The organism is Streptomyces sp. NPDC048001 (assembly GCF_043203115.1).
Classification (GTDB): Bacteria; Actinomycetota; Actinomycetes; order Streptomycetales; family Streptomycetaceae; genus Streptomyces; species Streptomyces sanyensis.
The window spans coordinates 242,187-255,817 of sequence record NZ_JBIDBN010000005.1 but is presented as its reverse complement, the minus strand read 5'-3'; the positions used below and the strand labels follow the sequence as shown (position 1 = coordinate 255,817).

Genomic DNA, 13,631 nt, shown 5'->3' with positions numbered 1-13,631 from the left:
AAAGGATTCTCACCCGACGCGACACTCGGGGCGCCGGTCCGGACTCCAGCCGCAGAGGACGAAAAAGTCCACCGATTACGCCGGCGGACCGCCATTCATCATCGAGGGCAAGATGAGTGATAGGCTATATATGGGCATGTCCGGCCTCAAACCCACTTGCCGAGACGCCCGCTGTTCAAGGAAGATACATGCCCCGAGAAGAAGAATCAGACGGGTACATCTCAGAATTCACTGCAGAGCCGATCACATCTAACTGTCGATCGATCTACAGGCGGCGTGAACACCTTGTTGTCGTTGTCAGTCCCGGCAACAGCTACTTTCGCACCCCCATTATGACCAGGCTTCTGGACTGGGCTGACCGCACTTTCCGGCACGTCGCAGTACTCCACCCAGACACGGGACTGGAGTGCTCGTTCACTGCCATCGGATATTCCCCTGACCGCGCCCGGCTTCGCGCTCGCCGCGAGATCAGCCAGAGCAGGCGCCGCGTACGCAGGGCTTGGGATCAAGCGAACGTTCCGATACAGCGACGCCTTGAAGTGCTGGTCTCCGAATTCATGAACCATCCGGCTTACCGCTCCGTACTGAAGACAGCGGAAGAGCAAATGCAGCGAGATTTGCGATTCCGTACCATGTGTCAAGGAGTAACGAGAGATGCGATCGCCCATTGGGCATTGCACGCTGGACGCCAGATCCCACATCTCGATGATCCACCCCTGGATTACATACTTGCCGAACTTCCGTTCTTCCTCGCATCGCCGCAAATCTTGCAGACCTCGTCATCGACGATGTGCTACCACCGCCGCCTGGAATTCATTGAGTACCTATACCACTCCGGAGGGCCTTTGAAGCCGAAGCGTAATCAAGGGTTCGTCCGCCTTCGATCGGCGCACCCGGCTGAGGGGCAGGAGTGAGCCCTCTTGCTCTCTTACGGCAGCTGTAGACAGCTGCTCGTGTGCTGTCTGATCATGGTGTGGTGTCGGCGTATGCGTGCCATTGCTGGTGGCAGAGGCGGGCGTGGTGTTGACAGCGGCGGCGCCAGGTGGACCACCAGAGCAGGTGCTCGCGGTCTCGCCGGGGCGGGGGCAGGCTCAAGGCCCTCAGCAGGCGGAGGAGTTCGCGGCTGCTGAGGGGGACGAGGCCCTGACCAGCTGCGATGAACACTGGAAGAGCTATCTGCAGCTGCCGTGACATGGCATCTTCCCCGCCAGACTCGCCAGGCGGATCCTTGTCCTCGCCGACCGAGTCGGCGAAGGCTCCGGCACTCCCGTCCGCACTCCGTCCACCACGAACAGCCCGATCAGTAGAGGCAGTTCAACGGCGGCTACGCCCGACTCCGGGCGCTCGGCGAACGCCGCTTCACCCTGCTGAAGTCCTGGCGACTGCTCCGGCGAGCCAGATGTGCCACTCGCCGCATCGGCACCGCCGCCCAGGCAGCCCACGCGCAGCCGACCCGGAACCGTTCAGGACGAGAAACCCGCTCCGGCCCTGGACGTGAGAAATCACCACCGCAGCTCGACCACGCGAATCGTGAGCCATGTCCAGGCTGTGCCACCCCGCATTCAAGATCTCCGGCCCCGGTGAACGGAGCGTCGACCCTGCCCGATGGCGGAAGCGTACGCTGGGTAATATTCTGTCCCCAGCTGCAGGGGGAGTCCGACCGCGAATGGTGGCGATTGTTCACTCACCGAAGTGGCCGGACTGGAAGCCTGGTTCAGACAGGCTCCGCAGCCAGCCTCAAGAAACCCCAAAGAATCAGCAGGCTTCATCATGAACGGCGGAATTCAATCCGAAGACCACCAAGAATCCTCAGGGCGGCGGAGAAAGCATCGTGTGGCCTTGAGGGCCGGGATCGGCGTAGCCGCGGCCGCGGGACTCTTCACTTTCGGACTCGAAGGTGTCGGAGCGGCTGCGGCAGAAAGTCCCAACGTATGCGTTGCCGCCAACGGCGAAGTCCGAACCCCGGAGCAGGTTTCGGGCACCGCGACGTGCTCAGCCTCCGGACAAGGGTCGGTCGCTCTCGCGAACGGCGACAGCAGCAGCGCAACGGTCGACGGTGCTCACAACACGGCCCGCGTCAGAGGCGCCGACAGTCATTCCACGGCAACCGGGGGTGACGGGAACACCGCCATCGTGACTGGTGACGGGAGCAGCGCCACGGCGAGCGGGGGTGACGGGAACACCGCCACCGTCCAAGGAGACTTCAGCACCGCGCGCGCCGATGACGGTGACGGGAACACGGCCACCGTCGAAGGCGACGCCAGCCGCGCCTTCGCAACCAACGGTGACGGGAACACTGCCACCGTGAACGGCGGAGGAAGCCTTGCCGAAGCGGGTAACGGTGATGGGAACACCGCCACGGTAGACGGGGAGCGGAGCGGCGCCAGGGCCACCGACGGCGACGGAAACACCGCGACCGTGAACGGTGATGCCAGCGGCGCGTCTGCAGGTTCGATCGGAGGCCTGGGAACAGGTGACGGGAATACGGCCGTCGTGAACGGCGACCGCAGCAGCGCCCAGGCGGGGCTCGGCGACGACAACACTGCGATCGTCAACGGAGACGACAGCAGGGCAACGACAGCAGGTGGAGGTGACGGAAACACCGCCACCGTGGACGGGAACGGCGGCAACGCCACAGCAGGTGGAGGTGACGGGAACACCGCCACCGTCCAAGGAGACTTCAGCACCGCGCGCGCCGATGACGGTGACGCGAACACCGCCACCGTGAACGGCGAGGTAAGCCTTGCCGAAGCGGGTATCGGTGACGGGAACACCGCCACCGTCGAAGGCGACACCAGCCGCGCCTATGCAACCAACGGTGACGGGAACACCGCCACCGTCGAAGGCGACGCCAGCCGCGCCTTCGCAACCAACGGTGACGGGAACACCGCCACCGTGAACGGCGGAGGAAGCCTGGCCGAAGCGGGTAACGGTGATGGGAACACCGCCACGGTAGACGGGGAGCGGAGCGGCGCCAGGGCCACCGACGGCGACGGGAACACCGCGACCGTGAACGGTGATGCCAGCGGCGCGTCTGCAGGTTCGATCGGAGGCCTGGGAACAGGTGACGGGAATACGGCCGTCGTGAACGGCGACCGCAGCAGCGCCCAGGCGGGGCTCGGCGACGACAACACTGCGATCGTCAACGGAGACGACGGCAGGGCAACGGCGACTACTGGCGGCTGCGTCGCCGAGGCAGGCGCCGGCCAGCAAGTGACGTGCCCCCCCGTCCCCGCCGTCGAGTAGAGCCCGCCGAGGGCCGCCTACCGAGGGAGAACTCGCGGTTCCGCCGGGGCTGACACGGCAGCTGTAGTTCCGGTGTCTGTGCTGGTCGGAGGGTTGTCGGGGCGGGGGTGGGTAGGGGTACGGCCACCGTGATCATGAGCGTTTGTGACGACGTATCACGACACGGTGGCCGTGGAAGCGACGAGAGCCGACCGCCGTTTCGGTCCGGCTCCCGCTGCCCGGCGCCGGGTCCCTGCCGCGCCGGCGGCACAGCGCCGACTCGCGGGGACCCTCCCGACGCGGGGCGAGTTCTTCGAGCAACTCGCCGAAGTGTGCGCGGGAGATCCCGCACAGGGCAGGACGGGAACAGGCCGTACGGGCTCAGGCATGCGTCACAACCCGCCCAACCCGTGCGGCCCTTCCCGCGTCACGGGCGCTCCCAGAGTCGCCAGCCTCGAACGTGCATGACGGTCCGTCAGCTTGCTGACGGGCCCTTTCGCTCGTCGCGGTGGCCTCTTGTGCAGGCGGGCAGGTGGGGCTTCCCGTTCCTGTGGGCGGGGAGCCCCGCCGGGCTTTCGGGCCGGGCCGTTGCCGGCGGGCGTCGCGGCCCCGCGAGGACGGTGGCCGCGGCCCGCACCGGTGGTGAGCCGATGAGGGCGACGCTCGCGGCTCCGGATCACCGCCGGCGTCCTCACGGACCGGACCTCGGCCCGCACGGCCTCCACGCCACGGCACTCCCCGACCCGTCCTTGTGCGTCTTTGACCGTACGGGAGGGATCCCCGGGCGGATACGGTGGGCGGACGCACGAGCCCGTCAGCCCTGTCCCACCCGACCCGAGCAGGAAGGCCACCGGTGCACATCGCTCCCCTGAGCCCGCACGACCCCGCCGAGCTGGGCGGTTTCGAGTTGCTCGGCCGCATCGGGCAGGGCGGCATGGGACAGGTGTACCTGGGCGAGTCGCCGGGCGGGGAGCCTGCCGCGATCAAGGTCATCAAGCCGTCGGTCGTGGACTCCGAGACCAGGCAGCGCTTCGCGCAGGAAGTGGAGATCCTCAAGACGATCTGGGGCGCGCGGATCGCCGCCCTCCTGGACGCCGACGCGGAGGCCGATCCGCCGTGGCTCGCGACCGAGTACATCGAGGGCCCCGACCTGAGCCGTCATGTGGCACGTCACGGCCCGCTCCCCTCCCTGCTCACGGCCTCGCTCGGGGCGACGCTCGCCGAGGCGCTCGCGACCGTGCACAAGCAGGGCCTGCTCCATCGCGACCTGAAGCCGGCCAATGTGCTGCTCGGCCCCAACGGGCCGAAGATCATCGACTTCGGGCTCGCGGTCTTCGCCGAGTCCAGCGTGTCGCTGACCGCGCCCAACACGGTGGTCGGCACCCCGTCGTGCATGCCGCCGGAGCAGGCGCGCGGCGACCGGCCGCTGACGCCCGCGGCCGACGTCTACGCGCTGGGTGCCGTGATGCTGTTCGCCGTCTCCGGCCACCTCCCCTACCAGGCGGCCAACATCAACGTCCTCTTCCATCAGGTGACCGATCCGGACACGGCGCCCGACCTGTCGGACATGCCGGAGGACCTGGTGCCGCTGCTGACCGCCATGCTGGCGCACCGGGCCGGGGACCGGCCGGCCCTCGCCGAGGTCGTCCGGCGCTGCCGGTCGCTCATCGAGGCCCAGGGCGTCAAGGTCGCCCAGGCGCGGCGGCGGCTGACGACGCACACGGCGGCCCCCGCCTCCGAGCGGGAGGTCCTGCTCCCCACGGTCCTCGCACCGGCCCCGCCCACCGCTCCGGCCGGCCTGCCGGACACCGAGCCGTACGCACCGCCGGTGGCGACGCTGGTCCTCCCCCATGAGGCCCCGGAACCGACCCCGACCCGCGTCGACCGCCCCGCACAGGGCCCCGGCTCCCGCGCCGCCACGCCTCCGGCCGCACCGGCCGCGCCCGCCTCCCCGGCGCCCGCCCCGGACACGGACGCGGTGCCGGAGCAGGCTGCCACGCCCGCCCCGGCCCGCCCGGCCCGGAGCCGTTCGGGGCAGCGGTTGCACTCCGCCCAGGCCCGGATCACCGCGCAGCGGCTCCGCGAGGTCTACGCGGCGACCGCGTCCTTCTGAACCCGGCATTCCGCCCCTGGCAGACCCGCGATACTGGAGGGCCTGCCCCATCCGTCACGAGACAGCACAGGAGGCGCCGGGTGACCGCCGTCCAGACCAGCCCCGAGCAGAACGGCGACGTGCCGGACGCGGCGGGGCGGGAGCAGTTCCCGGCCGGCGCGCAGGTCCTCGTGCGCGACGAGGTGTGGCTGGTCAGGAACGCGGTGCCGACCAGGGACGACGGCAGCCGGGTGGAGGTGGTCGGGGTGTCGGACTTCGTCCGGGACCAGGAGGCCGTGTTCTTCACCCGCCTGGACACCGTCGAGCTGATCGACCCGCGGGACACCCGGCTGATCGCGGACGACTCCCCCAACTACCGGCGCTCCCGGCTGTTCCTGGAGGCGGTGCTGCGCCGCACCGCCCTGCCGCAGTCGGAGCGGCGGCTCGCCCTCGCGGACTCCTTCCTGCTGGATGCGCTCCCCTATCAGCGGCGGCCCGCCGAGCTGGCCCTGTCCGGCGCCAATCTGCGGCCGCGGCTGCTGATCGCGGACGTGGTGGGCCTGGGCAAGACGCTGGAGATCGGTCTGACGCTGGCGGAGCTGATCCGCCGTGGCCGGGGCGAGCGCATCCTCGTCGTCACCCCCCAGCACGTCCTGGAGCAGTTCCAGCACGAGCTGTGGACGCGGTTCTCCATTCCGCTGGTCCGGCTGGACTCGGTGGGCATCGAGCGGATCCAGCGGGAGATCCCGGCGGGGCGGAACCCGTTCACGTACTTCAAGCGCGTGATCGTCTCCATCGACACCCTCAAGAACACCGACCAGTACCGCCACCACCTGGAGCAGATCCGCTGGGACGCGGTCGTCATCGACGAGTCGCACAACCTGATCAACCGCGGCTCGCTGCGCAACCAGCTCGCCCAGACCCTGGCACCGCGCACCGACGCCCTGATCCTCGCCTCCGCCACCCCCCACAACGGCGACGCCCGCTCGTTCGCCGAGCTGATCGGGCTGCTGGACCCGGCGGCGATCCGTGATCCGGAGAACTACCGGGCCGAGGACATCGAGCACCTCTTCATCCGCCGCACGAAGATCAGCACCGAGGTCCGGGAGCAGATGAAGGGGCAGTGGGCGGACCGCGGCCCCTCGCAGGCGGTGCACTGCCCGGCCACCCCCGCCGAGGAGAAGGTCTTCGAGGAGCTGGCCGCCGTCTGGCTGCCCGAGGACGGCCGCCCGTCGGTGAGCTCGGTCCCGCTCTTCCCGTACACCCTGCTGAAGTCCTTCCTCTCCTCCCACGCCGCGTTCAGGGCCACGGTCACCGCGCGCACCAGGACCCTTCAGAAGAAGGACGACCCGCGGGGCACGGCGGCCGAGCTCGCCGCCCTGCACCGACTGGCCGAGCTGACCGCGGACCTGACCGAGGCCGACTCGGCGAAGTTCGGCGCGCTCGTGCGGCAGCTGAAGGACATCGGGGTCGGCCCGGCCTCGGACACCCGCGTCGTGGTCTTCTCCGAGCGCGTCCAGACCCTGGAGTGGCTCGCGGGCGTCCTGCCCGCGGCCCTCGGCTTCCGGGGCCGCGCGGCGAAGGACTCACTGCGCGTCATGCACGGCGGTCTCTCCGACGAGCAGCAGATGCGGGTCGTGGAGGAGTTCGGGCTCGCCGGGGCACCGGTACGGATCCTGCTGACGGGCGACGTGGCCTCCGAGGGCGTCAACCTGCACCGCCAGTGCCACCAGCTCGTGCACTACGACGTGCCCTGGTCGCTGATCCGCATCGAGCAGCGCAACGGCCGCATCGACCGCTACGGGCAGGCCCGTCCGCCGCAGTTCCACGCCCTGATCCTGACCAGCGGGATCGAGGGTGCGAAGGACGACACCCTGGTCTCCGAGCGGCTCCTGGAGCGGGAGGACCAGGCGCACCGTTCGCTGGGCACCGCCGAGGCCGTCACCGGCCTGTACCGCGCGGAGGCCGAGGAGAAGTCCCTGATCCAGGATCTGCTGCGCGGGCGGACGGTGGACGAGTCCCTCGACGGACACCGGTCCGACGAGGGCTCCGGCACGGCGGCGATGGACGACTTCCTCGCGGACTTCTTCGGCGAGGTCGGCGAGGTCGGCGAGGTCGGCGAGGTCGGCGAGGAGCCGGACGCGCAGGCCCATGCCGCCGGGGCCCCGGGCGAGGCGGCCGGAGAGAGAACGGCCGCGGACGCGGGCACGGCGACGGGCTCCGTCCTCCCCCGCCTCTTCGACTCGACCGCCCACTTCCTCGACGAGGCGCTGCGCGAGGTCTACCCGGACGCCCGCGAGCGGCTGGACCTCGACCGCGACGAGCAGTCCGGCCTGCTGTCCTTCCGCCCGCCGGCCGACCTGCTGCACCGCCTCAAGGCCCTGCCCGTGGACTACCTGCGGGAACAGCGGCTGCGCGAACGCCTCCTGGTCACCTTCAACCGGCGCCTGGCCCAGCACTCGCTCCAGCGGGCCCGCGAGGCGGGTTCCACCTCCAGCTGGCCGGAGATCTCCCTGCTGACCGATCTGCATCCGGTCGTCGAATGGCTGACGGACAAGGTGCTGGTCCGGCTCGGGCGCCAGGAGGCGCCGATGATCACGGCCAACGTGACGGAGCCCGTCTTCCTCGTGCAGGGCGTGTACGCCAACACCCTGGGCAGGCCGACGGTCGTCAGGTGGATGGGCGTGACGCGGCACGGGGCCGTGGACGACGACATGGTGTCCCTGCTGCGCCGCTCCGGAGTCGGCCCGACGATGGCGAACAAGCTCCGCTACCGGGACCCGGCGCCGCTGGCCGAGGCCGTCCCGGACGCGCTCGCCGCCGCCGAGGCCTTCATGCAACGCCACCGGGACGCCTGGGACCGTCCGCTGCGCGAGTCGATCGAGCACCACAAGCTGCGGCTGGGCGACTGGGAGCAGCCCACCCTCGCGGGCGAGCACACCAAGCGGCGGCTCACGGACCTGGCCGACGATCTGCTGACCACCGGGCAGCGCCCGATGCTGCGGGTCCTCGCCGTCCTGCTGCCCGACCCCGACGCCCCGCCCGCCGCCTCCGTGTCCCCGTCCGCCGCGCCCGCCGCCCGCTGAGAGAGCACCTGCCATGACGTACGACTCCCTGGTGAACCGCGGCGACTACTTCTCGGCCCACTACCTGGCCGAGGTGCTGCCCAAGGACCTGAAGACGGGCCTGCTCCAGACGTGGAAGGAGCGGGAGGAGGCGGCCGGGCCCCCGTCCGGGGCGGGTGGGACGGCCCCCGCCGAGGACCCGGGCACCGCGCGGGAGGACGCCGCCACGGCCCTGCCCGTCACCCCGCGGGCCGGGCTGCGGGCCCTGCGCCGCGACTACTTCCGGGCCCGGTCCTTCTTCGCCCTCCCGGAGGACGCCGAGGGCTCCGCCGCCACGCCCGACACCGGGAACGACGCGGTGACGTACGGCGCGCCCGCCTGGCGCGAACGGGTGCGCACGCTCAACGCGGACGTGCTGCGCGCGCTGGGCTATGACGCGAAGGCGGGCACGCTCACCGTGGAGCGGGCCGGCCAGAGTTACGAGGTGACGGTCGCCCACGCCGAGAAGGGCCTGGTCGCCCTCGACTGCGGCTGGGCCGCCGAGCCGGACGCCGCCCTGGACCCCGACGGCCCCGGCCGGCTCCTGGAACCGGTCGCCCTGGACGGCTCGACCAGCCTGGCCACCGGCTCCAAGCTGGCCTCGTTCCTCTTCGCCTGCGAGGACGCCCCCCGCTACGTCCTGCTGCTGGTCGGCGGCGTCGTCGTCCTCGCCGACCGCATGGTCTGGGGCGAGGGCCGCTATCTCGCGGTCTCCCTGGACCTCGCGCTCCAGCGCAACGACACCCGGGCGGGCGGCGAACTCGACACCGTCGCCGCCCTGTTCGGCGCCGACTCGCTCCGCACCCCTGAGGAGGGCGGCGAGAACCCCCTCGCCGCCCTCGTCGGCAAGTCCACCAAGCACGCGGTGGGCGTCTCCGGCGAACTGCGCGACGGACTGCGGCTGAGCGTGGAGCTCATCGCCAACGAGGTCCTGGAGCGCCTGCGCGAGCAGGGCGTGCACCCGCAGGACATCGGCGAACTCCCCGAACTGGGACGCCAGCTGACCCGCGAGTCGCTGCGCTACCTGTACCGCATCCTGTTCCTGCTGTACGCCGAGGCCCGCCCCGAGCTGGGCATCCTGCCGTCCGACTACCCCGAGTACCAGCTGGGCTACGGCCTCGGGCGGCTCGGCGAACTCGTCGCGGAACGGGACCTCGTCGACGAGAAGTCACGCCGCGGCTTCTACCTGTACGAATCCCTGGACCTGCTGTTCCGCAAGGTCCAGGACGGCTACCGGCCGCGCCGCACGCACGGCGAGGCGACCGGGACGGCGGAGACCGGCGATGCCGCCGACGCCACCGGTTCGAAGACCAGCGAGGACCTCGGGCTGCGCTTCGAGCCGCTGCACTCCACGCTCTTCGAACGCGACTCGATCCGACTGATCGGCGCGGACACCGTCACCGACCCCCGCCACGACGCCGACGAGGCCCTCGCCCGGGGCGAGTCCGTCCGCTACCTCGACACCCGGCTGCGCAACGCGACCCTGTACGAGGTCCTGCACAAGCTCATGCTCACCAAGGGGAAAAGGGGCGAGCGCGGGGGCTTCATCTCGTACGCGCAGCTGGGCATCAACCAGCTCGGCGCGGTCTACGAGGGCCTGATGTCGTACTCCGGCTTCATCGCGGGCGAGGAGCTGTACGAGGTCGCCAAGGGCGGCGACCCGAAGGACGGTTCCTGGCTGGTGCCCAAGTCGAAGGCCGACGAGTACCCGGACGCGGTCTTCGTCCGGCGGCAGGACCGCAACACCGGCGAGGAGCTGCGGGTGCGCTACGCCCCCGGCTCGTTCGTCTACCGGCTGTCCGGCCGCGACCGCCAGACCTCGGCCTCGTACTACACCCCGGAGTCGCTGACCAAGGTCACGGTGCAGCTGGCCCTCCAGCACCGCCTGGACCAGGACGGCACGGTGACCGAGGCGCGCGAGCTGCTGGACTGGAAGATCTGCGAACCGGCCCTCGGCTCGGGCGCGTTCCTCAACGAGGCGATCAACCAGGTCGCCGCCGAGTACCTGCGCCGCCGCCAGAAGGAGCTGGGCCGCTCGATCGACACCGAGCAGTACGCCGTCGAACTCCAGAAGGCCAAGGCGTACATCGCCCTGCACAACTCCTACGGCGTCGACCTCAACGAGACGGCGGTGGAGCTGGCCGAGGTCTCCCTGTGGCTCAACACCATGCACCCGGGCATGGAGGCCCCCTGGTTCGGCCTGCACCTGCGGCGCGGCAACTCGCTGATCGGCGGCCGGCGCGAGGTGTACGGGCCCGAGCGCCTGAAGAAGGGCGGCTGGCTGGGCACCACCCCGGAGCGCCACCCGCTGGCGGACGCGCAGGCGGGCGTAACCCTGCCGGAGGGGGCGGTGCACCACTTCCTGCTCCCGGCAAAGGAGTGGGGCGCGGTCGCCGCGGAGAAGGAGGCGAAGGCGCTCGCACCGGAGGCGGCGAAGGCGCTCGCCGCCTGGCGCAAGGCGGTCGCCAAGTCCCCGACGGCGAAGCAGACGGCCCGGCTGCAGGGCCTGGCGCGGCGGGCCGAGTACCTGTGGGACCTGGTGGTGCAGCGGCTGACGATCTCCGAGCGGGAGATCTCCCGGCGCGTCGACGTGTGGGAGGCGGAGGCGGACTGGCTGCGCTCGCCGAAGGAAGCGGTGCCCCGGGAGAAGGTGCTGGCCGACCTGACGGCGGTGGACACCCCGTACTGGCGGCTGAAGAAGATCATGGACGCGTGGTGCGCGCTGTGGTTCTGGCCGGTGCAGGAGGCCGGGCTGCTCAACGGCACGGACGGGCGGTACGAGCGGGCGGAGGCCGCGCCCGCGCGGGGCGGGGCCGGTGCGGGGGCATCGGCGGCGTCGGACGTGATCCGTACGTACGAGGAGGTCGACTTCCTCGGCAACGTCACCGTGAAGGAGGTCAAGCGCGGCGACATCGACAAGCGACGCAAGGGCAAGCGGCAGGGCGAGCAGGCCTTCGCGGGCCAGCGCCGCGAGGTCATCCCGCTGGCGGACCTGGACGACTGGCTGGACTTCGCGGAGGCGCTGCTCGGCACCCACGACGTGCCGGCGGAGTCCCTGGTCGCGTCCTTCGACTCGCTCGGCGCGCTGGAGCAGTACGAGGACGAACTGCCGGACTGGATGGGCATGGACCGCTCCCACTGGCTGGAGAGCCGGTTCCCGTGGGTGGGCGTCGCGAATGACGTGGCAGCCCAGCAGGGCTTCTTCCACTGGGAGTTGGAGTTCGCCCAGGTGTTCGGGGGGCGGGGCGGGTTCGATCTGCAGGTGGGGAACCCGCCGTGGGTGCGGCCTCGATGGCAGGAGGACCTGGTTCTGGCGGAGCTGGACCCGTGGTTCGTATTGGAAGAGAACCCCAGTGCGGCATACTGGAGGTTGCGAAAGAGTGAGTTGCTGAGCGCCGAGGAGCGCTACCAGCGTTTCCTCCTCGGCGAGTTGGCAGTGCATGCAGGTTCTGTAGCCACATTGGGCAGCGCAGCATCGTACGCCCTGCTGGTAGGAACGCAGGGCGACCTGTACCGAGCGTTCATTGCACAGGTATGGCAGCACCTTTCTCCGCGCGGTAACGCGGGTCTGATCCATCCTGACACGCACTTTGGCGGCGCGAGGGAGGGAGCTATCCGGGCTGCCGCATACCGGCATCTTCGAGTGCACGGACATTTCGTGAACTCATCTAGGTGGGCCTTCGATGACCTAAATTGGTCCCAAGAATTCGGAATGCACATCTACGGGAGTCCACGGGAGCCTGACTTCCTGCACTTGAGCGAGCTGCGCGGCGCTGACGTGTTGCCCGACTCGCTTGCCCACGACGGGAGCGGCGAGGCACCCGGCATCAAGCACAACGGCTCTTGGGATATCCGCCCACACCGTGAGCGCGTGGTACATGTCAACAAGGAACTATTGACCAGTTGGCGGACCCTTACCGGCTCGGCAGGTTCAAGCGCAGAGAGTCCACTGCTGTACGCCGTTCTACAAGGTGAGCAAGGCGCCATCGAAGCGCTGGCCTCATACGGCATGAGCCTGGCGGAATTCGATCCGCTGATCACGAGAGGCTACGACGAAGCTAACTCTAAGCGGGAAGGTCTGATCCGTTGGGGCAATCAGAGAGTGCGCTCTCTTTCAGATGTCATCCTCCAAGGGCCACATTTCGCTGCATCACTCCCCTTCTCCAAGGAACCGAGAATCCCCTGTCGGAGCAACCGGGACTGGGACTTGCTCACCCCAACGCAGCTTCCCGAGGACTATGTACCCGTAACAAACTACGTGCGCGCGCCTGGCGGAGAGATCGGTTCCAAGCCACAGGAGAATTGGCATGGAAAGCCGCCCACAGAGTACTTCCGACTGTCCTGGCGAAGGATGATCCCCTTCGATAGCAGTCGCTGCCTGCACGCTGCCCTTATCCCCCCCGGCCCAGCCCATATCCACACCGTGTTCTCAGCAGCTCTACCGGACGACCGGCGCACTACGCTCAACGTCGGCTTCTGGGCTTCTCTACCGCTCGACTACCTGCTCCGCATCACGAGCCGCTCGAACCTCCAGGTCGCAGAAGCCCACAAGATGCCCGCACCGGATCCTCAGCACCCCCTAGCCCCTGCTCTCCTCCTCCGCACCCTCCGCCTCAATGCCCTCACGAACCATTACGCCCCTCTCTGGGAGGAGCTGTTCGACCCCCGCTGGGCGGGCTACGAGGACTGGGCCAACCAAGGTTGGCCGCGCCTGAAACCCCTCGCTTCCGGCCTCAAGCCGACCTGGGAATACACCACCCCGCTTCGAGCAGAGGACGAACGCCGTGCTGTGCTCGTCGAACTCGATGCGCTGGTATCCGTGTGGCTAGGTATCTCCGCTGACCAGCTGGTCGCGATCTTCAAGTCCCGCTACCCGCAGCTGCACGACTACGAGGCGAAGACCTGGTTCGACGCCAACGGCCGTAAGATTGCCGAGAACTTCAACACCTACGGCCACGGTCAGACCAAGCAGGACTGGCTCGACTTCGAAGCCCACCTCGCCGACCCCGCCAACACTCCGCCCCCCGCCGGGTACGTCGCGCCCTTCTACAAGGCCGACCGTGAAGCCGAGATGCGGGCAGCGCACGCGCACTTCCAGGCGCGGCTGGACTCGGAGATCGCGGCCGGGCGGTGGACACCCCCGGCACGCAAGGCAGCCGGGGAGAACGCAGCGTGACGCGTGGCTGCCCCGGACCCAGAGGTCCGGGGCA

At 69.5% G+C, this 13,631-nt stretch carries 5 protein-coding genes and 1 pseudogene; all 6 read left to right on the top strand.

What is annotated here, in order from left to right:
* The first annotated feature begins 188 nt into the window (after positions 1-188).
* Positions 189-914 carry a tRNA-dependent cyclodipeptide synthase gene (locus ACGF15_RS11540; RefSeq protein WP_392798047.1) on the top strand — a complete coding sequence of 242 codons (726 nt, stop codon included), beginning with the start codon at positions 189-191 and terminating at the stop codon, positions 912-914.
* 277 nt (positions 915-1,191) lie between these two features.
* Positions 1,192-1,442 (top strand): annotated as a pseudogene (locus ACGF15_RS11535) (IS5/IS1182 family transposase); the annotation flags it as partial.
* Positions 1,443-1,692: 250 nt separating this feature from the next.
* A complete protein-coding gene (locus tag ACGF15_RS11530; protein ID WP_392798044.1) occupies positions 1,693-3,246 on the top strand; it encodes a beta strand repeat-containing protein in 1,554 nt (517 codons plus the stop codon).
* 832 nt (positions 3,247-4,078) lie between these two features.
* Positions 4,079-5,338: a serine/threonine-protein kinase gene (locus tag ACGF15_RS11525; protein ID WP_392798041.1), complete on the top strand. Its 1,260-nt coding sequence runs from the start codon at positions 4,079-4,081 to the stop codon at positions 5,336-5,338.
* 80 nt (positions 5,339-5,418) lie between these two features.
* Positions 5,419-8,403 (top strand): DEAD/DEAH box helicase, encoded by a 2,985-nt coding sequence (locus ACGF15_RS11520; RefSeq protein WP_392798038.1) that lies wholly within the window; start codon positions 5,419-5,421, stop codon positions 8,401-8,403.
* 13 nt (positions 8,404-8,416) lie between these two features.
* Positions 8,417-13,597: a class I SAM-dependent DNA methyltransferase gene (locus ACGF15_RS11515; protein ID WP_392798036.1), complete on the top strand. Its 5,181-nt coding sequence runs from the start codon at positions 8,417-8,419 to the stop codon at positions 13,595-13,597.
* Positions 13,598-13,631: the final 34 nt, after the last annotated feature.

Excerpts from the sequence above, each read along its gene's own strand:
- ACGF15_RS11540 (WP_392798047.1), top strand. The coding sequence starts at position 189 with ATGCCCCGAGAAGAAGAATCAGACGGGTACATCTCAGAATTCACTGCA.
- ACGF15_RS11515 (WP_392798036.1), top strand. The coding sequence starts at position 8,417 with ATGACGTACGACTCCCTGGTGAACCGCGGCGACTACTTCTCGGCCCAC.